This window comes from Acidobacteriota bacterium (genome assembly GCA_016716715.1).
In the GTDB taxonomy this organism is placed as follows: Bacteria; Acidobacteriota; Thermoanaerobaculia; order UBA5066; family UBA5066; genus Fen-183.
On sequence record JADJVE010000008.1, the window covers coordinates 124,329 to 147,763 of the forward strand.

The 23,435-nt window shown below is 70.0% G+C and carries 18 protein-coding genes; 12 read left to right on the forward strand and 6 right to left on the reverse strand.

Translation table 11 applies throughout. The features are described from left to right. Positions 1 to 244: 244 nt before the first annotated feature. From IPL89_13945 to IPL89_13980, 8 genes are all read left to right on the forward strand, one after another. A complete protein-coding gene (locus tag IPL89_13945) occupies positions 245 to 2,338 on the forward strand; it encodes an OmcA/MtrC family decaheme c-type cytochrome (protein MBK9064275.1) in 2,094 nt (697 codons plus the stop codon). Positions 2,339 to 2,351: 13 nt separating this feature from the next. Then, positions 2,352 to 3,257 (forward strand): DmsE family decaheme c-type cytochrome, encoded by a 906-nt coding sequence (locus IPL89_13950; GenBank protein MBK9064276.1) that lies wholly within the window; start codon positions 2,352 to 2,354, stop codon positions 3,255 to 3,257. A 10-nt stretch (positions 3,258 to 3,267) separates the two neighbouring features. Further along, the gene (locus tag IPL89_13955) at positions 3,268 to 5,208 is read left to right on the forward strand and encodes a hypothetical protein (protein MBK9064277.1); all 1,941 of its coding nucleotides are present in this window, start codon (positions 3,268 to 3,270) and stop codon (positions 5,206 to 5,208) included. Positions 5,209 to 5,241: 33 nt separating this feature from the next. Continuing rightward, a complete protein-coding gene (locus IPL89_13960; protein ID MBK9064278.1) occupies positions 5,242 to 5,568 on the forward strand; it encodes a hypothetical protein in 327 nt (108 codons plus the stop codon). A gap of 10 nt (positions 5,569 to 5,578) precedes the next feature. Further along, a complete protein-coding gene (locus IPL89_13965) occupies positions 5,579 to 6,817 on the forward strand; it encodes a cytochrome c3 family protein (GenBank protein ID MBK9064279.1) in 1,239 nt (412 codons plus the stop codon). Further along, positions 6,814 to 7,656 (forward strand): hypothetical protein, encoded by an 843-nt coding sequence (locus tag IPL89_13970; GenBank protein MBK9064280.1) that lies wholly within the window; start codon positions 6,814 to 6,816, stop codon positions 7,654 to 7,656. The genes IPL89_13965 and IPL89_13970 overlap by 4 nt, the downstream gene beginning before the upstream one ends. 25 nt (positions 7,657 to 7,681) lie before the next feature. Continuing rightward, positions 7,682 to 9,136: a NapC/NirT family cytochrome c gene (locus IPL89_13975; protein ID MBK9064281.1), complete on the forward strand. Its 1,455-nt coding sequence runs from the start codon at positions 7,682 to 7,684 to the stop codon at positions 9,134 to 9,136. Between the two features lie 83 nt (positions 9,137 to 9,219). After that, the gene (locus IPL89_13980; protein ID MBK9064282.1) at positions 9,220 to 10,164 is read left to right on the forward strand and encodes a dihydroorotate dehydrogenase-like protein; all 945 of its coding nucleotides are present in this window, start codon (positions 9,220 to 9,222) and stop codon (positions 10,162 to 10,164) included. 24 nt (positions 10,165 to 10,188) lie between these two features. Here IPL89_13980 and IPL89_13985 read toward each other — a convergent pair whose 3' ends face one another. Together IPL89_13985 and IPL89_13990 are read right to left on the reverse strand one after the other, a co-directional pair. Continuing rightward, a complete protein-coding gene (locus IPL89_13985; GenBank protein ID MBK9064283.1) occupies positions 10,189 to 10,590 on the reverse strand; it encodes a hypothetical protein in 402 nt (133 codons plus the stop codon). Between the two features lie 19 nt (positions 10,591 to 10,609). Next, positions 10,610 to 11,293 (reverse strand): PAS domain-containing protein, encoded by a 684-nt coding sequence (locus tag IPL89_13990; GenBank protein ID MBK9064284.1) that lies wholly within the window; start codon positions 11,291 to 11,293, stop codon positions 10,610 to 10,612. Between the two features lie 133 nt (positions 11,294 to 11,426). Here IPL89_13990 and aroC point away from each other — a divergent pair, with 133 nt between their 5' ends. From aroC to IPL89_14005, 3 genes are all read left to right on the forward strand, one after another. Next, positions 11,427 to 12,599: a chorismate synthase gene (aroC, locus tag IPL89_13995; protein ID MBK9064285.1), complete on the forward strand. Its 1,173-nt coding sequence runs from the start codon at positions 11,427 to 11,429 to the stop codon at positions 12,597 to 12,599. Between the two features lie 70 nt (positions 12,600 to 12,669). Next, positions 12,670 to 13,809, forward strand: a complete 1,140-nt coding sequence (locus tag IPL89_14000; GenBank protein MBK9064286.1) for an aminotransferase class V-fold PLP-dependent enzyme — start codon at positions 12,670 to 12,672, stop codon at positions 13,807 to 13,809. Positions 13,810 to 13,847: 38 nt separating this feature from the next. Beyond that, entirely contained in the window at positions 13,848 to 14,420 is a 573-nt protein-coding gene (locus tag IPL89_14005; protein MBK9064287.1) for a HEAT repeat domain-containing protein, read from the forward strand. Between the two features lie 3 nt (positions 14,421 to 14,423). On the opposite strand, the gene IPL89_14010 is transcribed toward IPL89_14005, so the two are convergent. Genes IPL89_14010 through carB form a run of 4 tightly spaced genes read right to left on the reverse strand, consistent with a single transcriptional unit; the run spans position 14,424 to position 22,556 of the window. After that, positions 14,424 to 15,413, reverse strand: a complete 990-nt coding sequence (locus IPL89_14010; GenBank protein ID MBK9064288.1) for a M23 family metallopeptidase — start codon at positions 15,411 to 15,413, stop codon at positions 14,424 to 14,426. Then, positions 15,410 to 17,398 carry an O-antigen ligase family protein gene (locus IPL89_14015; protein ID MBK9064289.1) on the reverse strand — a complete coding sequence of 663 codons (1,989 nt, stop codon included), beginning with the start codon at positions 17,396 to 17,398 and terminating at the stop codon, positions 15,410 to 15,412. The genes IPL89_14010 and IPL89_14015 overlap by 4 nt, the downstream gene beginning before the upstream one ends. After that, positions 17,395 to 19,455 carry an O-antigen ligase family protein gene (locus IPL89_14020; GenBank protein MBK9064290.1) on the reverse strand — a complete coding sequence of 687 codons (2,061 nt, stop codon included), beginning with the start codon at positions 19,453 to 19,455 and terminating at the stop codon, positions 17,395 to 17,397. Before IPL89_14020 ends, IPL89_14015 begins: the two co-directional genes overlap by 4 nt. Next, positions 19,350 to 22,556, reverse strand: a complete 3,207-nt coding sequence (gene carB, locus IPL89_14025; GenBank protein MBK9064291.1) for a carbamoyl-phosphate synthase large subunit — start codon at positions 22,554 to 22,556, stop codon at positions 19,350 to 19,352. Before carB ends, IPL89_14020 begins: the two co-directional genes overlap by 106 nt. A 110-nt stretch (positions 22,557 to 22,666) precedes the next feature. Between carB and IPL89_14030 the strand changes: the two genes are divergently transcribed. Further along, on the forward strand, positions 22,667 to 23,434 hold the full coding sequence (locus IPL89_14030) for a helix-hairpin-helix domain-containing protein (protein ID MBK9064292.1): 768 nt from the start codon (positions 22,667 to 22,669) through the stop codon (positions 23,432 to 23,434). Position 23,435 lies beyond the last annotated feature (1 nt).

Below are 23,435 nucleotides of genomic sequence, written 5' to 3' on the forward strand. Positions count from 1 at the left end.
GGACCTCCGGTCGGATACGCCGAGAGGAACGGGGATTCTGTCTCGAAATGATACCCCAAATTGCTACGGGAGACGGCGTCTCAGACCCATGCTTGTACTAGTGCGGAATTTGATGCAACTGAATCAAAGCCTTGGGGATGCGCGATTTCATACCCTTCGCTACGGATGCAAAAGGTCCATTTCTACGCGCTAACCGAACTCACGTTCGTCAACACGCCGATTTCTTTCCGGCAAGGAGGCTGAAATGTCCATGGTTTCCCGCACGGCCCTCACGTTGCTGGCTGGCCTGATCGCGGTTCCGTTCACTCCGGTGAACCGCACGGCCACCAACAACGCGCCCGAACAGCAGGCCGCTCCCGCGGCCTACGCGACGACCGCCAAGGAGGCGTACCTCGCCCCCGAAGCGCTCACGTACATCCGTCCCGGGTTCAACATCAAGATCCAGGCCGTGACGAACTTCGGGCCCGGCCAAAAGCCGGTCGTCGAGCTCTACTTCACCGACGATCTCGGCGGGCCGCTCGACCGCCTCGGCCTCGTGACGCCGGGCACCATCTCGACGCGGTACGTCCCGGCGCTCTGGAACCCGACGACGAGGCGCTACACGGACTACATCGGCTACAACGCCGACCCCGCGAAGAACGCGAACCCGAGCCGTGACAACACGGGCACGTGGCAGGAACTCGAGATCGGCCACTACAAGTACACGTTCTTCAACGCCCTCCCCGCGACGATGGACCCGACGAAGCCGCACACGCTCGCCGCGATGGGCGTGCGCAACACGACCGACATCGTCGGGAAGCCCTACTACGCGGTTCCGAAGTATCTCGACTTCGTCCCGTCCACGAACGCGGCCGCGACGACGTTCAACGCGATGACGGTCGCGCGCTGCAACCAGTGCCATGACCCGCTCGCGCTGCACGGCGGCAACTACCGCGACATCAAGACGTGCGTCCTCTGCCACAACCCGAACAACATGACGGGCAACATCAGCGCCACGGAATCGCGCGTCCAGTTCGACGGGCAGATCTTCTTCCACGCCCTCCACATGGGCAAGAACGAGCTCGTCGTTCCGGAACTCACGTATCCGCAGGACGTCCGCTTCTGCACAACCTGCCACGACCCGGCGGCAGCCGGCGGCGCGAGCTGGTACACGTATCCGTCCATCGCGGCCTGCGGCTCCTGCCACGACGACGTGAACTTCACGACGGGCGCGAACCACACGGCCGGCCCCGCGGCCGACGGCACGTGCGCCACCTGCCACAAGCCGGAAGGCAGCGCGGATTGGGATGCGGGCATCAAGAACGCCCACGTCGTTCCGATCCAGTCCAAGCAGCTCAAGGGCTACACGGCCCAGATCCTGTCGGTCGCGAACGCCGGCCCCGGCAAGAAGATCGCCGTGACCTTCCAGCTCAAGAGCGGCGACGGCTCGTTCGTCGACCCGGGCGTCTACAAGGACACGACAAAGGGCAGCATCAGCATCAAGCTCGGCGGCCCGACGACCGACTACACGAACGCCGGCATGGCCGCGGCCGGCCAGCCGTTCAGTGAAGCCGCCCAGACCGCGACGTACAACGCGACGAACGGCCAGGCCGTCTACACGTTCACGAACGCCATCCCGGCGGCGGCCAAGGGCTCGTACGTCGTTTCGATCGACACCCGCCGCGCCTACACGTTGAACCCGGCGCCGAAGAACGGCCCGGCCACGATCAACGAGGGCGCGCCGAACCAGCCGTTCTACTTCGCGGTCACGGGCACGACGGTCGTCCCGCGCCGCACGTCCGTCGCGCTCTCGAAGTGCAACGTCTGCCACGCGAGGCTCGATAACCTCTTCTCGCACGGCGGCCAGCGCATCGAGACCCAGCACTGCGCCATCTGCCACAACCCGAACGCCACCGACATCGGCCGCCGCCCGACGGACGGCTCGGCCAACCCCGGCGAGTCCATCGAGTTCGCGCGCATGATCCACCGGATCCACACGGGCGCGGAGCTGACGCAGGACTACTCGATCTACGGATTCGGCGGCGCGGCCGCGAACTTCAACGAGGTCACGTACCCCGGCGACCGCCGGAACTGCCTCGCCTGCCATGTGAACGCCGCCGCGTACTCGCTCCCGCTCCCGAACTCCAACGTCCCGGTCGTCACGGACCGCGATTACTACTCGCCTCGCGGGTCGACCACGGCCGCCTGCACGGGCTGCCACGACAGCCGCGACGTCCTCGCGCACGCGTACATCAACACGGCGTACTTCCCGAACAACCCCACGGTCCCCGCCGACGCGTGCGGCACGTGCCACGCCACCGGTGCGGACGCCGGCGTCGACAAGGTTCACGCGCGGTAAATAAGGAAGGCCTGTGAAACACCTCTCGCTCGGAGTTGCCTTCGCCGCCCTCGCCGCATTCGCGGCGGGGCCGGCGGTGGCCCAGGCGCCGGCCAAGCCGGCGGCGAAGGTGGAGGCCGGGCCCTCGTGCGCCGACTGCCACGACGAGGCCAAAATCTTCGCCAGTAATCCCCATTCCCGTGGCTACGCCGCCGCGCACAAGGGCGCGACGGGCAACGCGGTCTGCGAAACGTGTCACGGCGACGGCAAGAAACACATGGATGCGGGCGGCGACAAGTCGCTCATCAAAACGCTCCATGGCGGCCGCGCCACCGACACGTGCCAGACCTGCCACAAGCAGTCCGCGGAGCGCGCGTCCTTCTGGAACAGCGTGCACGCGTCGTCCGAGGCGGTGAATTGCCTCTCCTGCCACTCCGTCCACAAGTCGGGCCAGGGCCAGAAGGCTCTTCTCAAGTCCGACCCCAACCAGCTCTGCGCGACCTGCCACCAGGACGTCAAGGCCTCGTTCACCGCCATGCCATACGCACACCGTCTCAAGGACGGCGTCATGTCGTGCGTGAGCTGCCACGATCCTCACGGCCGCCCGGTGAACCACGCCGTGCGACAGACCCGCGCGGGCGAGCCGGGCTGCGTCTCCTGCCACGCGGAGAAGAAGGGCCCCTTCGTCTATCCCCACGTCACCGGCATCGTCGGCAGCTGCCAGTCGTGCCACCGTCCGCACGGGTCCCCGTACCCGCACCAGCTGACGAGGGCCACGGTTTACACCCAGTGTCTCGAGTGCCACTCCACGCTCTCGACGGGCACGCTGGGCTCGCAGCCGCCTTCTTTCCACAACATCTCGCTGCCGCGCTACCAGAACTGCACGACGTGCCACACGGCCGTCCACGGTTCGCAGCGCGACCCGCAGCTTCTGAAGTAAGGACAGGCCGATGCGAATTCTCCGCTCCGCCTTCCTCACGGCCGCACTCGCTGCGACGCTCGCTTCCGGCGTTGCCCGCGCCCAGGCGATTCCCTTCGACATCGAGGCCGGCTATCGCTTCCTCTCGGTGACCGGAAACGAGGAGATGTACCGCTCGCAGATCAACGACCGCGAGGGATTCCTCATCCGATCGCTCCACATCGGGACCGACGAGAAGTACGCGGGCTTCCCGCTCACGGACAAGTTCCGGCTCGACGCCGCCGACCTCGGCGCCGGCGGCGCCGGCTTCCTGCGCCTCGACGCCGGCCTTTCCGGTGTCTACCGGCTCAGGTTCTCGTATCGCAACTCGCAGTACTTCAGCGCCATCCAGGGCTTCGCGAACCCGCTCGGCGCGACGGTCGGCCAGCAGACCTGGGACCGCACGCGCCAGCAGTTCAACGTCGACCTCGAGGTCCTTCCGGGCAAGGTGATCACGCCGATCGTCGGCTACACCTCCAACACGCTCTCGGGCCCCGGGTACACGACGTACCACTTCTCGCAGGACGAGTTCCAGCTCTCGCAGAACCTGCGCAGCAACGACCAGGAGTTCCGGGTCGGCGCCGCGTTCAACGCCGGGCCGGTGTCCGGCGAGGTCATCCAGGGCTGGCGCAAGTACCACGAGACCGAAGACCTCACACTCGCCCCGTTCGCCGCCCCGGGCAACAACACGACGCCGGTTCTCGGCAAGAACGTCTCGGCCAATTCGCTCACGCGCTCGAGCACGACGGACATCAACGTGCCCGTCACGTCGGCGTTCGTCCGCGGGTTCGCGCTGCCGAACCTCCAGATTTCCGGCTTCTACGTCCGGTCGAACGCGACCGGCGACGACGGCACGAAGGAAGGCGCCGCGGGCAGCTTCGCCTCGTTCGCCATCTCGCGGTTCTTCACGGGCTACTCGGCCAACAACACGACGTCGCCGAACAGCCTCACGTGGCGCGCCGGCGGCCGTGCGGAATGGCACGTCCTCTCCGGCCTCGACCTTTCGGCCGGCTACACGGAGCGCGACCAGACCTGGGACAACCAGGCGCTGATCAACGAGCTGTACACCGGCACGTCGACGTTCACGGGCTTCTCGCAGGCCGACGTCACGTCCCTCCTCTCGACCCAGACCAACATTGAGCGCAAGGAGAAGCTGCTCGACGTGCAGGCTTCCATGCGCTTCCTCGGGCCGGTTGGCATCCGACTCGGCTTCTCCCGCATCGACCAGGACCTGACCGTCGTCGAGGATCCGGCGGAGATCGTCGTTCCCGGCAACCAGGGCGGCACGTTCTCCCGCAGCATCAACCGCTACGAGGGCGCACTCACGTTCTCGATGGCCGGCTTCAACATCATGGGCGAGGCCTCCTTCGACGACGCGAACGCGGCCATTACCCGCGTGGACTACCTCACGCGGGACCGCGAGCGCATTCGCCTGACCTGGAAGACCTTCGACTGGATTCAGCTGGGCGCGGCCGCGATGTGGCTCGACCAGAAGAACGACGACTCGGGCCCGCTCAACTCCTATAGCGCGAGCTCGACCAACTACTCGGTTGACCTCACCCTCAAGCCCCTGAAGGACGTCTGGCTGCGCGGCGCCTACGGTCAGCTCAAGGCCCAAAGCTCCATCCCGGTCCGGGCGCCTCAGGACTTCACGACGTTCCTCTCCGTGAACGACGAAGACGGCGAGCTGATCGACTTCGGCGCCGGCTTCAAGTTCAAGCAGTTCGCGGTCGACGGCTTCTGGAGCCGCTTCGACAACACGGGCTCCTACCTGTTCCGGATGTACCGCGGCGGCGCTCGCGCAGACTGGACCGCGTCGGCGCACGCCGGTCTCGTGGTCGAGTGGACCGTCGATCGGTACCTCGACCTCATGCAGTCGTCGCAGAGCTACCGCGGCGACCGCCTTGGTGTGTACCTGAGGTGGCGGCCCTGAGCGGCGCCCGACTTCGATTGGAAGGAAGGTAAAATGAAGAGAATCTCCCTGGCCGTCTTCGCCCTCGTGGCGGCCATCACGCTCGTCGCGGGAGCGGCGTTTGCGACGATGGACCTCCAGAAAGAGTTCCTCGCGAAGTACCCGGACTCCAAGATGAAGTGCGGCTCGTGCCACACGAAGGCGATGCCCAAGAAGGGCGACGCCGAGGTCAACAAGTTCGGCGCCGACATGAACAAGGCCAAGAAGGACGGCAAGTACGACTTCGCCGCTCTCGACAAGATGGACAGCGACGGCGACGGCGTTTCCAACGCCGACGAGCTCAAAAAGGGGACGAACCCCGGCGATCCTGCATCCAAGTAAGATGGGGCGGATGAGGCTCGGAGTCGTTCTCACCGCGTTCCTGCTCTCGGCGACCACGCTGAGCGCAGCCCCGGCCGCGACCCCGAAGGCCCCGTCCAACGACGACTGTCTCGGTTGCCACGAGGACCCGTCCGCCAAGAGGGCGGACGGGTCCTCTCTTTTCGTCGACAAGAAGGTCTTTGCCGAGTCCGTCCACGGGTCGGCAGGGGCCTCGTGCGTCGACTGCCACACGGACCTCGCGAAGACGGCGGACTTCCCTCACCCGGAGAAACTCGCGAAGCCCGACTGCTCCGGCTGCCACGCGCAGCAGGTCGAGGACTACGGCAAGAGCTGGCACGCGGCCGCGCGGGCGAAGAGCCCGACGAGCAAGGCCGCCTGGTGTTCCGACTGCCACGGGTCGCACGACATCAAGCCCTCGAAGGACCCCGCGTCGCGGACGAATCACTTCAACCTGCCGGCGACGTGCATGCGCTGCCACGGCGATCCGAAGGTCTTCCCGCGCGCCGGCGGCGCCGACGGCAGCGAGCCGATGAGCTTCCACGACTCGATTCACGGCAAGGCGCTCGAGAAGTCCGGACTGAAGGTCGCCCCGAACTGCGCCACCTGCCACGGGTACCACGAGATCCGCAGCCCGAAGCGCGACCCGAAGAGCACCGTCGCGCGTATCCACGTGCCGTCGACGTGCGGCTCGTGCCACTCGAAGATCCTCGACGAGTACGCGACGTCGATCCACGGCGAGCAGCTCGCGAAGGGCAACGAGAGCGTCCCCGTCTGCTCCGATTGCCACTCGGCTCACGCGATCTCGGGCACGCCCGAGGTGCGGCGCCTTGCGATCCTCAAGCAGTGCGGGAGCTGCCACGACTCGTCCCTCAAGAGCTACCGCGACACGTACCACGGCCAGGTCTCGGAGCTCGGCTTCGCGGCGGTCGCGACGTGTGCGGACTGCCACACGGCGCACGAGATCCACCCGGCGGGCGACGCCCGGTCGTCGGTGGGGCCCGCCAAGCGGCTCGCGACGTGCCAGAAGTGCCATCCCGGCGCCGGGCCGAAGTTCGCGAAGTACGACCCCCACGCGAATCCGCACGACAAGGGCCGCAGCGGAATCCTCTGGTTCACGGCCCTGTTCATGAAGTACCTCCTGATCGGCGTCTTCGCCTTCTTCGGAGTCCACACGGCGCTGTGGTTCCCGCGGTCGGTCAAGGCGCGGCGCGAGGCGGCACGCCGCGACGGAAACGGAGACGCGCGATGAAGGACCACGGGACCGCGGCTCCGGCCGGCGGCGCGTACGTCCGGCGGTTCGACGACCTCGATCGCCGGCTCCACATCGTCCTGATGACGAGCTTTCTCGGGCTCGCGTTCACGGGGCTTCCGCTGCTCTTCTCTGAGCGCAAGTGGGCGAAGGCGCTCTCGAACCTGGTCGGCGGATTCAGGGCCGCCGGCGGCCTCCACCGGGTCTTCGCAATCGTCATGGTCATCGTCTTCCTCGTCCACCTCTCGCGGATGATGAAGCGGCTGTTCCTCGACAAGGACACGACGATCCTCTGGGGTCCCGGCTCGATGGTCCCTCAGCCGCGAGACCTCTCCGAAATGCTCGGGCACATCCGGTGGTTCGTGGGACTCGGAGAGCGGCCGCGGTTCGACCGCTTCACGTACTGGGAGAAGTTCGACTACTGGGCCGTCTTCTGGGGCATGGGGATCATCGGCGGCTCGGGCTTCGTCCTCTGGTTCCCGAAGTTCTGGTCGCGCTTCCTGCCCGGCGACTGGTTCAACGTCGCCCTCCTCGTCCATGGGGAAGAGGCGCTGCTTGCGACCGTCTTCATCTTCACGATCCATTTCTTCAACGGGCACCTCAGGCCCGAGAAGTTTCCGATGGACACCGTGATCTTCACGGGGGTCCTGCCGCTCGACGAAGTGAAGCACGAGCGCCCCGCCGAGTACGAGCGCCTGATCGCGGAAGACAAGGTCGCGGAGATCGCCGCTCCCGCCCCGACGCCCGCCGAGTTCCGCCGCGGCCGGATCATCGGCACGATCGCGGTCTGTGTCGGCCTCCTTCTCGCATCCTTGACGATCTATGCTCTGCTGAGCTGATTGCCGAAAACCTGAGGAGGAGTCCATGACCCCAGAGCCCGCGGGCCTCGCGGCCCGGTGGATGCGGCCGATTCTGTATCTCGGCCGCAACCGCTTGTCCATCCTCGGCGCCGTCCTGACGACGGGCGCCGTTTTCTCCCTGGTCGGCTTCTGGATCATCGAGGCGAACGCCTCGAAGCCCCTGCATCCCTACGCGGGCATCGTTTTCATCCTCGTCCTGCCGGCTTTCTTCCTGCTCGGTCTCGTCCTGATCCCGATCGGGATCTTCTTCGAGCGCCGCCGCCTGAAGAAAGAGGGGGCGCTGCCGTCCGTCTACCCGCAGATCGACCTCACGGACCCCGGTCTGCGCCGGTTCGGGTCCCTCGTCGCCCTCCTCTCGATTCTCAACGTCATCATCCTGACGTTCTCGGCGTACATGGGCGTCGAGTACATGGAGTCCTCGCGCTTCTGCGGCCTGACGTGCCACAAGGTCATGTCGCCCGAGTACGGCGCTTACCTGGACTCGCCGCACTCGCGCGTCGCCTGCACGAGCTGCCACATCGGGCCCGGCGCCTCGTGGGCCGTCAAGGCGAAGATCGACGGCGTGCGGCAGGTCGTCGCGGTCGTGTTCGGGACGTACTCGCGCCCGATCCCGTCGCCCGTCCACACGCTGCGCCCCGCGCGCGCCACCTGCGAGCAGTGCCACTGGCCGCAGAAGTTCTCGGGCGACAAGCTCCGGATCGTCACGAAGTACGCCGACGACGAGAAGAACACCGAGTCCAAGACGGTCCTCCTCCTCAAGCTCGGCGGCCGGCGGGCCGCGGGAGCGGTCGGGATTCACGGGCGCCACCTCGACGACAAGGAGCGCATTTCGTACACGACGGCCGACGGCCGCCGCGAGATCATCCCGACCGTGAACTACCTCGACGACGACGGAAAGACCGTCGTCTTCACGTCGACCGAGGTCAAGCCCACCGAGGCCCAGAAGGGCAAGTCCGAGACGCGGACGATGGACTGCATCGACTGTCACAACCGGCCGACGCACGCCTACCAGCTGCCGGACCGCGCCGTGAACGAAGCGATGGCGGGCGGCGCGATCAGCGCGGAGCTGCCGTTCGTCAAGAAGAAGGCGGTCGAGGTCCTCAAGGCCGAGTACGCGTCACGCGAGGTCGCCTTCGACCGCATCTCCAAGGACCTCACGGAGTACTACAAGGCGAAGTACCCCGACGTCTACTCGTCGCGCCGCGCCTCCATCGAGACGGCGGTGCGCGAGATCCAGCGGATCTACGGCCGGAACGTCTTCCCGGAGATGCGGCTCACGTGGGGAACCCACCCGAACCACATCGGCCACGAGGATTTTCTCGGCTGCTTCCGCTGCCACGACGGCAGCCACAAGACCGCGACCGGACGCGTGATCTCGCAGGAATGCGACGCGTGCCACCAGATCCTCGCGCAGGACGAGACGAATCCGAAGGTCCTCGCGGACATGGGGATCAAGTAAGGGCGGGCTGAACCGGCGGGCCGGGGGCGCCTGAATCCTCTGCATCATGGCGCCCCCCGGCCGTTCGCGCGAACTTCGAGGGAGTGGATCTCTCCTCGTCCTACCTCGGCCTCCGCCTCGCGAGCCCCGTCGTTCCCGGCGCCTCCCCGCTGACCGGCGACCTCGATTCCATCCGGCGGCTCGAGGACGCCGGCGCGCCCGCAGTCGTCCTCCCGTCGCTCTTCGAGGAGCAGGTCGCGGCCGAGGCCCTCGGCCACGAGGGCGCCCTGACGGACCCGGACCGGTACCTGCGCCAGGTGCGGGCCGCTAAGGACGCCGTGTCGATCCCCGTGATCGCCTCCCTGAACGGCACGACCGACGAGGGGTGGACGTCGTTCGCGCGGCTCGTCGAGCAGGCGGGCGCCGACGCGCTCGAGCTGAACCTGTTCCACATCTCGACGAACCTCTGGGCGAGCGGCGCGACCGCCGAGGCTCAGGTTCTCGAGAGCGTCGCGGCCGCGCGGCGCAGCATCTCGATCCCGGCCGCCGTGAAGATCTTCCCGTACTTCTCGTCGATCGCGTCGCTCGCGCGGCAGCTCGAGGAGGTCGGGGCGGACGGCCTCGTCCTCTTCAACCGGCTCTACCAGCCGGACATCGACCTCGAGGGGGGAGAGCCGACGGCCGACCCGCGCCTCTCGAGCCCGTCCGAGCTCGTCTCGCGCCTGCACTGGATCGCGCTCCTCGCCGGCCGCGTGGAGGTCTCGCTCGCTGCGTCTGGAGGCGTCCACACGGCAGCGGACGTCCTGCGGTGCGTCCTCGCGGGCGCCGACGTCACCCAGATGGTCTCGGCCCTCATCCTCCACGGCCCCGGGCATCTCAGGACGGTGACGGACGGAATCGCGATCTGGCTCGAAGCGCACGGCCACGAGTCGCTCGACGACGTCCGCGGGCTCATGAGCCTCGAGCGGCGGGCAGACCCGCGCGCGTTCCCGCGTCCGGGCTACCTGCAGGTGCTCCAGGGCTGGAAGACCGCCGAGCGGCGGGGCTGAGCCCGGAGACCGGGCCCGCGGGCCTCAGGCTTCGGCCGCGCCCGATTCCGTGACGACGAGGGTCTCGCCCAGGACCTCGGCGCAGTAGCGCTCGAGGTCGGCGTTCGAGAACGCGTCCCAGCCCCGGCAGGTGCCGTGCTCCTTCGTCTGGACGTCGCACGCGAGCGGCGAGCCGTGGACGATCTGGCGGCCGAGCTGCCACTTGTTCGCGAGCTCCTCGAACGCGACGCGGGGCAGGCCGGGGCGGCGCGCCTCGATCGTGGAGAAGCGCTTGCGCAGGTCCTGGTCCGACCACGCGCGGAACCCGCCGCAGAAGATCCGGTCGCGCGAGGCGACGTCGCACATCGAGTGCTCCTGGTCCGTCCTCGCGAGAAAGGCGTCGCGCAGCATCCGGATCGCGGCGGCCCTCGAGACGACGCGGCTCACGGGATCCTCGCGTGCTCCGTCAGATCCAGCCGCGGCGGAAGGAGAGCGCGACGGCCTCGACCTGGCTGTGGACGTCGAGCTTGCGGAGCACGTTCTGGATGTGGTTCCGGACCGTGGCGTGCGAGAGGTTCAGCTTCGCGGCGATGTTGAGGGCCGCGTAGCCGTTCGAGAGCAGGAGGACGATCTCGCGCTCGCGGGCCGTGAGCGGCGAGACGGAGATCGGCGCCTCGGGCGCCGCGACGGGTCCCGAGCGCGGGGCGTCGCCGTCCGCGGGCTCCTTCACCGTTTCGCGGAGCGCCTTGAGGATCGGCTCGGCGGACTCTCCCTCGGCTTCGATGAAGTGCATGAGGCACGAGAAGCGCGGGCCGACTTCGGGAAGAGCGATCGTGCGGACCACGATCTTCACGGTGCCGGTGCCCTTCTTCCGGACGTCGAGCAGAAACGGCCGCGGCTCCTCGCCCTCGGAGGCCGTCTTGACGGCGCCGCAGTCGTGCGAGCAGTAGACGTTTCCGAAGACGTCGCGGCCCGCGAGGACGTCGAAGCAGGCCTTGCCGAGGACCTCTTCGGGCTTCCACCCGAGAATCTTCTCGGCTCCGTCGTTCCAGTAGACGATCCGGTCGTTCCGGTCCATTCCGTAGGCCGGGAGCTTCGACTCGGCGATCAGCTCGAGGGGATCTTCGGCGGGCACTGCGGCGATTCTCATCGGTCGGACCCCGATTCTGTCAGAAATGTTCTGGCCCCTGCCCCTCTCCCCGAGACGGCGTCGAGCCTGAGTCTCGAAACGAGGCCTGAGCCGGGGGAGTCTACACCGGGCCCGCACCCGGTACACTCGCCGGATGTCGCGCCTGACGCTCGTGACGGCCGGGGAGTCGCACGGCCCGCTCCTGACCGGGATTCTGTCCGGCCTCCCGGCGGGCCTGAGAATCAATCCGTCCGAGGTAAATGCCGACCTCGCTCGCCGCCAGCACGGTTACGGGCGCGGCGGCCGGATGAAGATCGAGCGCGACGAAGCCCGCTTCACGGGCGGCCTCAGGGGCGGGGAGACGCTTGGGGGCCCCGTCGCGTTCACGATCGAGAATCGCGACCACGGCGTGTGGGAGAAGGTCATGGGGCCGCTCGAGGTCGACGCGGAAGCGGCCGCGAAGCGGCGCCTGTCGTCCCCCCGTCCCGGTCACGCCGACCTCGCGGGCGGGCTCAAGTACGGCCGCCGGGACCTGCGCGACGTCCTCGAGCGCGCGAGCGCGCGGGAGTCGGCGGCGCGCGTGGCGGCCGGTGCGCTCTGCCGGCAGCTCCTCGTCGCGTTCGGCATCCGCGTCAGGAGCGGCGTCCTGTCGCTCGGCCCGGTCTCCGTTCCCGCAGGCCCGCGCGGCTTCGACGACCTCGAACGCGTGGACGAGGCCTCGCCGTTCCGCGCCGTGGACCGGGAGCTGGAGGCCGCGATGACGGCCGCCGTGGACGCGGCCGCGAAGGCGGGCGACACGCTGGGCGGGACGATCCTCGTGGGCGCCCGCGGCGTGCCCGCGGGGCTCGGCTCCCACGTCTCGTGGGAGGACAAGCTCGACGGCCGGATCGCGCGGGCGATGATGTCCATTCCTTCGGTGAAGGGTGTTTCGCTCGGGGAGGCCGTGGCGAACGCCGGCCGCCCCGGCTCGGAGGCGCACGACGCGATCCACTTCGAGGCGAACCGCGGCTTCTTCCGCGCGACGAACCGCGCCGGCGGCCTGGAGGGCGGAATCACGAACGGGGAAGACGTCCTCGTCACGCTCCATCAGAAGCCGATCGCGACGCTCCGCGAGGGCCTGCCGTCGGTCGACATCGACACGAAGCAGCCCCACCGCGCGCAGTACGAGCGCTCGGACGTCACGGCCGTCCCCGCATGCGGCGTCATCGGCGAGGCGATGCTCGCGTTCGTCCTCGCGGACGCGCTGCTCGAGAAGACGGGCGGGGACTCGATGGAAGAATGCCGGAGGAACTTCGATGGGTTCATCCAGACTCAGAAGAGATATTGAGAGGGAAGAAGAGAAGATTTTCTTAGAAGGGTGAGTGGGGCCGGAGCGGTGCGCGAGGCCGATGCGACAAATGGACTTCTTCCTCGAATTTCCTTCTAAGAAATCTTCTATTCAATTCAACCATGCAGCTGTTTGTCCGTTGCCCGCGCGGGCCGCGGATGCGATCCGTGCCTATGCGGACAATCTCTCCCTCCGCGGCGCGCTCGACTGGAAGGACTGGATCCGGAAGGCCGACGAGGTGCGCGCGCTCGCCGCGCGGCTGATCGGGGCTTCCGACGCGGTCGGCGGCGCCGGCTCCATCTCGATCGTCCCGAACACGTCCTACGGACTTCATCTCGTCGCGTCCGGGTTCCCGTTCCGGGCGGGCGACTCCGTCGTGACGACGGCCTCGGAGTTCCCCGCGAACCTCGCGCCGTGGGCCGCGCTACGAGCGAAGGGCGTCGAGGTGCGGCGCGTCCCGACGCGCGACGGGGCGTTCGCCGCCGCGGACATCGAGGCGGCGTGCGACGCGTCGACGCGCCTCGTGTCGGTCTCCCTCGTCGCGTTCCATACGGGGTTCCGCGCGCCCGCCGAGGAGCTTGCCGAGTTCTGCAGCGCGCGCGGCATCGTCTTTGGCCTCGACGGGATCCAGGCCGTCGGCGCACAGCGCGTGGACGTCGCGGGCTGGGGCGTCGACTTCCTCTCGGCCGACGGCCACAAGTGGATGCTCGGGCCCGAGGGTGCCGGCGTCCTGTTCACGACGCCGGCGCTGCGGGAGAGCCTGACGCCGCCGGCCGGCTGGACGAACCTCGACCGCGCGTCCGCGACCGACTACCGCGTGCCCGAGACGCTCCGCTTTCGCTCCGACGGCGTCCGCTTCGAGCCGGGCGCGCTCCCGACGCCGGGCCTCTACGCGCTGGCGGCGTCGCTCGGCCTTCTCCTCGAGATCGGGCTCTCCGAGGTCGAGGCGCGCATCGCGCGGACGCTCGCCGTCCTCACGGAGGGCCTCCCGAGGCTCGGCTTCGATCCCGTGCTGTTCGGAGGTCCTCCGCGTTCGGGCATCCTCGCGGCGCGGCCGCCGGCGGGGAAGGACGCCCGGCATTTCCAGAAGCGCGCGGCGGAGGAGAACGTCGTCATCTCGGCACGCGAGGGCTTCGTGCGCTTCTCGCCGCACGTCGGGAACGACGAGTCGGAAGCGGAACGCGTGCTCGCGCTGCTGAAGAAGATCTAGGATTCGGATTTCTTAGAATGGTTATGAGGAGAAACAACATGTTCAGTCGTCCCTCGCGAGCGATCGCCGCCCCTGTTCTTTTCGCAGCAGTCTTTCTTTCTCTTCCCGCTCTCGCCTCCAAGAAGACCGAGGAAGAACTCATCGCGATCCTCTCGTCGCCCGACGAGGGGAAGGTCACCTCGGCGCTTCAGGACCTCGAGAAGCAGTACCCCGAGTCGAAGACCGCGCAGGCGGCCGTCGTCTCGAAGCTGAAGGACCCGCGCGAGAAAGTGCAGCGCAAGGCCGCCCGCGTCCTCGGCGCGATTCACGCGCCCGTCGACAAGAAAGTCCTCGCCGACATCACGCCGCTCCTGAAGTCCCCGAACAAGGACGCGGTCATCGACGGCCTCAAGGCCCTCCGCGGCCTCGACTCGAAGTCCGCCGTGCCGGAGATGGTTCCACTTCTCTTGAATCCGGACGAGAACATCAAGCGCGACACGTGCCGGACGCTCGCGGTGGTCGGCGACGCCTCGCTCGTCCCGAAGATCGAGCCGCTCCTTTCGGACCCGAACAAGAAGGTGCAGGAAGACGCCCGCGACGCGATCGCGACGCTGAAGAACCGCGTGAAGTAGGGCTCAGCGGCGCTCGGGCGGAAGCTCGGGCGCCTCGGGCGCCGCCGGGGCCTTTCGCAGCTCGGCGGCGCCGATCCAGTCCTGGTCGAGGATGAACACGCGCGGGTCGCGCGCGACCCAGCGTCCGTTCTCGAAGCGCTGGACCTCGTAGTGGACCCGCGGTGTCGGTGCGAAGCCGCTCGTGCCGACCTTCGCGAGCGCCTGCCCCCGCCCGACGCGCTGGCCGCGGCGCACGGAGACGCTTCCGAGATTCCCGTAGACGGTGCGCGTCCGCGGGTCGTGCGCGAGGATGACGACGATGCCGAGGCGGCGCCAACGCGCGTCGGCCTTGCGCGAGACGTGCCCCGCCTGCAGCACCGTGCCTTCGGCCGTGGCCGTCACGGGGCTCCCCGCCGGGGAGGCCAGCGTGAGGCCGGACTCGAATTCGGGCTCGCGCGTGATGGGTGATTCGTGCGGCCCGAAGACCGAGATCGGCACGGCCGTCGAGGGCTCGACGGGGGAGCGCGACGGCACGGCCGAGGGCCGGAAGCCCCCCGGCTCGTCCGCGGGAAGCGCGGCGAGGCTGCGCCGGAAAAGCTCGAGGACGCGCGTGCGGCGCGCGAGGTCGGACGTGGCGTTCTCCAGCCCCACCGCATCGGAAGCGGGCGTCCCGGGAGCGTCTCCAGGAAAGCCCGGCGGCGGAGGCGCCTCGATCACGGCGGCGACGCGCGCGAGGAACAGCTCGTCGGCGGCGATGCGGCTCCCGAGCGCGAGGGCGCGCCGTCCGACGGACGCGAACGCCTCGGCGCCGCGCTGAGCCGTCTCCCCGACGGCCCGGCGCTCGGCGGCGTGGACGATGTCCGACACGAGGCGCGGCGCCGCGACGAGACCCAGCGTCGTCGCGCCTCCCGCGAGGAGCGCGAAGGCGGCGAACGCGATTCCACCCTTTGGCCCGATCTCGAGCGAGCGGCTCTTCCTTCGCGGGTCGTAGGGGTGGAGGCGCAGGAGGCTCACGGCGCCCCCCGAAGGGCCGGGGCGCCCGTCTCGACGCCGAGGTCGCGGCGGTCGTCGTGCGCGGGAGGACGGAAGGTTTCGGCCACGGCGACGCGCAGCACGACCGGCGCCGTGCCGACGGGCACGGGCACCTCGAGGCGTCGCCAGCTCCCGGCAGGGAGCGTCACACGGCCGCGCAGTGCGTCGTCGACCCACACGTCGAGGGCGACCGGGCGCCCGTCCGGCCGGGCGTTCCTCACCGGGAGCACCGCCGTCGAGGCCTCCATCGCGCCCGGGATCCGCCACGCGGCCGCGGCCGCCGTCCAGCGAAACGCCCGGCCGTCCGGCTCCGCCTCGGGAGCCCACACGCCCGCGTCAGGCGAGAACCGGAACGCGGCGTCCGCCGTCTTCGTCTCGAGGGCGCGCGCGGCGACACCGCCGAGCGTGCAGGCCAGGGCGCCCGCGAGAACGACGGGCACGAGACCCGTGAGGAGGCGCGCCGTGCGCCCGTCCTCGCGGAGCGGAAGGCGGCTCGTGAGGACGGCGATCCACGCCGCGACCTCGGGGTAGACGAGGTGCGAGCCGAAGAGAAAGACGACGAGGAGCCCGATCACGGATGCCGCCGCTGCCGCGTCGCCCAGCGGGCCCGGCCCGTGCCCGGTGCCGAAGCCGAGCGCGCGGCCCGCGCCGCGCGCGAGGCCGAGGAGCAGCAGCGCGAGGAGCGCTCCGCCCGCGAGCCCCGACTCGGCGAGCGTCCCCAGGTAGAGGGACGGCGGGTGGTCGGTCGTCTTCACGGGACGGTGGAGCGTCCCGGCGGCGACGTCCGGAAACGCCATCTGGAACGAGCCGAGCCCGAAGCCCGCGAGGGGGTGTTCGCGGAAGATCTCCCAGCCTGCCTCGTAGAGGAGCACGCGCCCGCGCGTCTGCTCGAACGGCGCCGGCTCGGTGCGCAGCAGCGCCTCGACGCGGGCGTAAAGGGCCGACCTTCCACCGGGGCCCGGCCACGACACGGCGGCCGCGAGGGCGAACGCGCCGAGGATCGAGAGGGTGCCGATCGTCGCGGCCACACGGCGGCGGGTGCCGCCGCCCTCCCCGGCCGCGAGGCGGGTGAGGCCCCACAGCGCGAAGACGATCGCCGCCGTGATCGTCCCGACGAGCCCCGCCCGCGACCCGGAATCCGCGAGCACGACGAGGAGCGCGGCGCCAGACGCCGCCGAGGCGAAGCGCCGGGCGCGCCCGCCGGCCGCCGCGCCGGCGAGAAGCGGCGTCGCCAGGAGCACGACCGCGACACCCGCCGCGGACGGGTCCGTGAACGTGCTCTGCGCGCGATGCCATTCGGCCCAGCGCGCCGAGCGGAGCATCGGGAGGGCCCCGACCTTCTGGAGGATGCCGATGCTGCCCGCGAGCGCGCCGGAGGCGAGGAGGGCACGGTCCAGCCAGGCGCGGCCGTCGCTCTCTCGCGCGAGGCGGCCGGCCGCGCGGGCGAGGCCCGCGGCGGCGACGATCGGGAGCAGGGCGAGGAGCACGGCCGGCGCGGCGTGCGCGGCGTCCTCGCCGAGAAGGTTGACCGTCCGGGGCGGCGGCACGCCGCGCGAGAGAAGGTAGCTCGTGCGAAAGCCGACGAACGTGGCGGCGCCCGAGACCGCGGACAGCACCGCGAAGGCGCGCCAGGCCAGGACGACCGGCGAGACGAACGGCGCCGCGTGCGGCTCGTAGACCTCCCTGAGCGCCGCGCCCGCCAGATAGCCGAAGAGAAGGAGCGGACCCGCGGATGCGGGCTCCTTCGCGCCGAACGCGAGGGCGGATGCGCCCGCCGCCGTGACGGAGACGAGGGCGGCCGCGAAAGCCGGCCGCGGCGCCGCGAGCGCGAGACCGAAGAGGAGAATCGCGGCGGCCGCGACCGCGGTGCGATAGCCCGCGAGGGGCGGCAGGACGACCGGCAGCGCCGCGCAGCCGAGCGCCGCCCATCCGAAGCTCGCGAGGAGGGACGAGGGCGCGCGCCTCACAGGCCCTCTCCGGCGATGCGGATCGCGAGGCGGCGGATGTCGGCGCCGCCGCCCAGCTCGCGCGGCACGAAGCTCGGCAGGGTCCTCACGCGGACGATTTTCGCGCCGGGCGGGACGTCGAGGCGCACGTCCCGGGTCTCGCCGCCGCCGGGAACGTCGAGCGTCGCCGCGAGGTGGCCGTCGACGTCGACGCTTACTGCGACCGGCTGCCCGTCCGGGCGGGCGTTCTGGACGCGGAAGACGACGGAGGTCTCGCCGGGGCGGATCTCGCGGTAGGCCAGCGGGCCGGCCCAGTGGAACGGATCTCCCGGCCGGGCGGGGTAGACGCCCGCCCAGGTCTTGACGCGGAACGGCGCCTCCGCGCGCGCGGTCGGCAGCACGGCGGCCGCCGATCCGAGGATCCCCGCGGCCGCGAGGATGGCCGCGGTGCGGGACGGCTTCCATCCCCCGGCCGCCGTCTTCCTGCTGGCGCGCGAGGTGAGGTGGGGGACGAGGAGGAAGCCGGCGACGAGGCTCGTCAGGAGCGCGATCTCGAAGAACCGCATGTGCGAGCCCGTCTGGCACGCCACGAAGAGGCCCGCCAGCGCGGCGCCGGCCGCGCGCGACACCGGGTCGATCGGGCCGCGCGCGAACGCCGCGTCGAACGCGCGCGCGAGGAGCGGCACGACCGCGAGCAGCGCGAGAAGGAGGCCGGGCAGCCCGCATTCGGCGGCGACGTCGAGGAGCGCGTTCGTGGCGCCGTCCGTCACGGCGATCGACCCGTGGCGCTTCGCGTAGGCCGCGGGGAACTCGTACGGGAATCCCGCGAGGCCGACGCCGGAGAGCGGCTCGTCGCCCGTCATCTCGAACGCCGTGCGCCAGAACATGACACGGTTGTTCGCGAACGCGGTGAAGTCGCGCGCCTCGAGGGCCGCGCCCAGGCGTTGCACGAGGCCGCCCGAGGCGATCTCGCCCCCGCGCGGCAGGAGCCGCACGGCGAGGACGCCCGTCCCGAGCAGCGCCGCGGCGACGGCCGCGGCGACGAGAGGCGAGACGCGCCGCTTCCGGAGGAGCCCGACGGCGGCGAAGAGGGCCGCCGCGCCGAGGAGCAGAAAGCCGGTCCGCGAGCCGGAGGACTCGAGCGCCACGGGCGCCGCGAGAAGGCCCGCGAGCGCGGCCGCGCGGCGCGCCCCGTCCGACGCGGCGCCGCGCCCGGCGAGCGCGGCGAGGAGCAAGGGAACGAGGAGGCCGATCCCGACGCCGAGCGCGTTCGGGTCGGTGAACGTGCCGGCCCGGCGGTGCATCGCGGACCACGGCTGGAACAGGGGGTCCAGCGGCCGGAAGCGGTCGACGGCGGCAACGAGGAAGGCCGCGGCGCCGCCGGCGGAGACCCAGAGGAGCAGGCGGTCGCGCCCGTCCGGGTCGAGCGAGAGGCGCGCGAACGCGTCCAGCGCGAGGAGCAGCAGGCCGAGCCCGAGAAACGCGAGGGCCGCGTCGCGCGTGCGTTCGGCCGCGGTCATGCCGAGGACGTTCACGACGAGCGGGTCGACGCGGCCGTGCAGGAGGAGATAGAGCGTCTCGCCGCGCACCGAGGACGCGAGCGCGGAGCCGCCCGCGAGGACGAGAAACGCCGAGGCGAAGACGACGAGCTTCGGGGGCAGGAGCGAGCGCTCATCGCGGGCGAGGCGCCGGGCGAGGGCGCTCCCGAGCGCCGCGAAGGCGACCGCGGGAAGAAGCGGGGCTCCGCCGTGGTCGCCGAGGAGGCGCGGAAGGCCCATGCCGAGGGGCGCGACGGCTGCGACGAGGCACGTCGCGAGGGCGGGCCGCGTCCAGCCGAGGAGGAGGCCGGCGGCGGCGAGACCGAGGCCGGCCGCGCGGGTCGCAGGGGCCGCGGTGTCGGGGATCGTCCAGAGGGAGAGCGCGGTCAGGAAAAGCGTCGCGCCGAAGGCGAGGGTCGCCCGGCGCGGCGGGGTCAGACGCGTACCTCCTCCTGGAGCGGCGCGTACGACAGGGCGCCCGCGGCGCGCGCCCGGATCGCCTCGAGCGCGGCCGAGGCGGCCGAGAGCGTCGTGAGGCACGGGATGTCGCGCTCGAGCGCCGTGCGGCGGATCGCGACCTCGTCGTAGAAGGATTCCTTGCCGAGCGGCGTGTTCACGACGAGGTCCACGGACCCGTTGATCATGAGGTCGACGATGTTCGGGCGGCCCTCGTTGACCTTCAGGACGGTTCGCGGCGAGAGGCCGCCCTTCTGGAGCGCTCTCGCGGTGCCCCCGGTGGCGAGGAGCGTGAAGCCGAGCGCGTGCAGCTCGCGGGCGAGCGGCAGGAGGGCGTCCTTGTCGCCGTCGTGGACGGACAGGAACGCGGCGCCCTTCTCGGGCAGGCGGATGCCGGCGCCGAGCGCGGCCTTCAGGAACGCGAGGCCGAAGCCGCGGTCGCGGCCCATGACCTCGCCCGTCGAGCGCATCTCGGGGCCGAGAATCGTGTCCACGCCCTCGAACTTGCGGAACGGGAAGACGGGCGCCTTGATCGAGAACCCGAGGACGGGCGGCTCCTCGGTGAGTCCGACCTCCGGAAGCGTCTCGCCGAGGCAGAGGCGCGCCGCGAGGCGCGCGAACGGCACGCCCGTCGTTTTCGCGACGAACGGCACCGTGCGCGACGCGCGCGGGTTCACCTCGAGGACGTAGAGCTCGCTCCCGCGGATCGCGTACTGGACGTTCATGAGGCCGACGACCTTCAGCGCGAGGCCGAGCTTCACGGTCGCCTGGCGGATCTCGCCGAGCGCGGCGCGCGGAACCCGCGTGTAGGGCGGGAGGACCGCATACGAATCGCCCGAGTGGATTCCCGCCTGCTCGATGTGCTGCATGACGCCCGCCACCACGACGTGCTCGCCGTCGCCGAGGGCGTCGACGTCCAGCTCGTAGGCGTCCTCGAGGAAGCGGTCGATGAGGATCGGGCGGTCCGGGAACGCGGCGAGGGCCTCTCCGAGGACGTGACGGAGAGCCTCCTCGTCGTACGCGATGCGCATCGCGCGCCCCCCGAGCACGTAGCTCGGGCGCACGAGGAGGGGGAATCCGAGCTTCCGGCCCACGCGCATGCCTTCCTCGGCGTTGCGCGCGACGCCCCACGGCGGCGCCTGGAGGTTGACCTCCTTGAGGAGCTCGCCGAAGCGCTCGCGGTCCTCGGCGCGGTCGATGGCCTCGGGCTGCGTCCCGAGGATCGGCACGCCGGCGTTTTCGAGCGCGTGCGCGAGCTTGAGCGGCGTCTGGCCGCCGAACTGCACGAGGACGCCCTTCGGCTTCTCGCGCTTCACGACGGCCATCACGTCTTCGAACGTGAGCGGCTCGAAGTAGAGTCGGTCGGACGTGTCGTAGTCCGTCGACACGGTCTCGGGGTTGCAGTTCACCATGACGGACTCGTAGCCCGCCTCCGTGATCGCCTCGGCCGCGTGGACGCAGCAGTAGTCGAACTCGAGCCCCTGCCCGATCCGGTTCGGCCCGGACCCGAGGACGATCACCTTCTCCTTCGACGTGACGCCGGCCTCGTCCTCCGTCTCGTAGCAGGAGTAGAGGTAAGGCGTCGTCGACTCGAACTCGGCCGCGCACGTGTCGACGCGGCTGAAAACGGGCGTGACGGCGAGGCGCTCCCGCGCGGCCGCGACGTCGGCGGCGGACCGGCCGGTGAGCGTCGCGAGGTCGGGATCCGAGTAGCCGCTGCGCTTGGCCTCGCGCAGAAGGTCCGCGTCCTCGAGCGCCTTCGCGCCCGCCGCCTTCACGCGCGCCTCGACGGCGAGCGCCTCGGCGAAGCGGTCGAGGAACCAGCGGTCGATGCCCGTGACGTCCGAGACGGCCTCGACGCTCGTTCCGTGGCGGAGGGCCGCCAGGACCGCGTAGATCCGCTCCGGCCGCGGGACGCGCAACGCGTCGGGCTTGGGTGCGGGCATGGGGACGGCGTCCACCCAGCCCGTCCGGCCCGTCTCGAGCGAGCGAAGGGCCTTGCCGAACGACTCGGCGAACGTCCGCCCGAGGGCCATGACCTCGCCGACGGACTTCATCTGGACGCCGAGCGTCGTATCGGCCCCGGGGAATTTCTCGAACGTGAAGCGCGGGATCTTCGTCACGACGTAGTCGAGCGTCGGCTCGAACGAGGCAGGCGTCTTTTTCGTGATGTCGTTCGGGATCTCGTCCAGCCGGTAGCCGACGGCCAGGAGCGCCGCGATCTTCGCGATCGGGAAGCCCGTCGCCTTCGAGGCGAGGGCCGACGAACGCGAGACGCGCGGGTTCATCTCGATGACGATCCGGCGGCCCGTCTTCGGGTGCACCGCGAACTGGATGTTCGAGCCGCCCGTCGCGACGCCGACGGCGCGGATGACCTTCTTCGCGTCGTCGCGCATCGCCTGGTACTCGACGTCCGAGAGCGTCATCTGCGGCGCGATCGTGATCGAGTCGCCCGTGTGGACGCCCATCGGGTCGAGGTTCTCGATCGAGCAGACGACGACGAACGTGTCGGCCGCGTCGCGCATGACCTCGAGCTCGAACTCCTTCCAGCCGAGCACGGACTCCTCGACGAGGACCTCGTGGACGGGGGAGAGCGTGAGGCCGCGCTTCACGATCCCGTCGAAGTCGTCCTTGTTGAAGGCGATCCCGCCGCCGGACCCGCCGAGCGTGAAGGACGGCCGGATGATGACGGGGTAGCCGAAGGGCTGCGCGACGGCGCGGGCTTCCTCCAGGCTCCGCGCCATTCCGGACTTCAGGACGTCGACGCCGACCTCCTGCATCGCCTGCTTGAAGAGGAGGCGGTCCTCGCCGAGCTTCACGGAGTGGATGGAAGCCCCGAGCGTTTCGACGCCGTGCTTCGCGAGGACACCGGCCTCGTCGAGCGCGACGGCGAGGTTCAGCGCCGTCTGCCCGCCGACGGTCGGGAGGAGGGCGTCGGGCTTTTCCTGCGCGATGATCGCGGCGACCGTGTCGCGGTCGAGCGGCTCGATGTACGTGGCGTCCGCGAACTCCGGGTCCGTCATGATCGTGGCGGGGTTCGAGTTCACGAGGACGACGCGGTAGCCTTCTTTCCGGAGGGCCCGGCAGGCCTGGGTCCCGGAGTAGTCGAACTCGCAGGCCTGGCCGATCACGATCGGGCCCGAACCCAGCACGAGAATCGACTTGATATCCGTCCGTTTCGGCATCGGTCGGGGAGTTTACGGGATGCGCGCCACGGGCGTCTGGCGCGAGCGACACGCAGGGGATAGAGTCTCGATAACACTTCGGACCGGAAGAAGAGAAGGAGATTCTGCGAATGAGAAAGACCTTGTGGAACTCACTGTGCGCGTTGGCGACGGCCGCGGCGATTGTCGCGTGGGCGCCTTCCGCTTTTTCCGCTTCGAAGAAGACGCCGACCCCCGCCGCCGAGGCGCCCGCCGCGAAGACCACTTCGGACAAGTCCGCCAAGACCGAGAAGGTCAACCTGAACACGGCCAGCGAGAAGGACGTCGCCGCCGCCAAGGGCGTCGGGGACAAGCTCGCCAAGGAGCTCGTCGCGGGCCGTCCCTACAAGACGTGGGACGAGGTCTCGAAGGTCAAGGGCGTCGGCACGGGCAAGAAGCTCGACTCGCTCAAGAAGGTTCTCAAGCTGAGCGGCGGCGAGGCCGCCGCGGCGGCGAAGGAAGAGCCGGCGACGAAGGAAACCAAGGGAAAGAAATCCAAGAGTTCTTCGAGGGTGGAAGAAACGGCGGCTCCGGCTGCGACCGGCGCGGCGGCGGGCGCGGGCGCTTCCGGCAAGGCGTCGGCCTCGTCCGAGCCCTCTTCACCTTCTAAGAAATCTTCTTCTTCCTCTTCCTCTTCTTCCTCCTCCGAGAAGCTCGCGCCCGGGACGAAGATCAACATCAATACGGCCTCGGCGGAAGAGCTCGACAAGCTGCCCGAGATCGGGCCCGTCAAGGCGCAGGCGATCGTCGACTACCGCAAGGCCAACGGGAAGTTCGCGGCGCCCGAGGACGTCATGAAGGTGTCCGGCATCAAGGAAGGCACCTACGCGAAGATCAAAGACTACATCGTGGTTCGGTAAG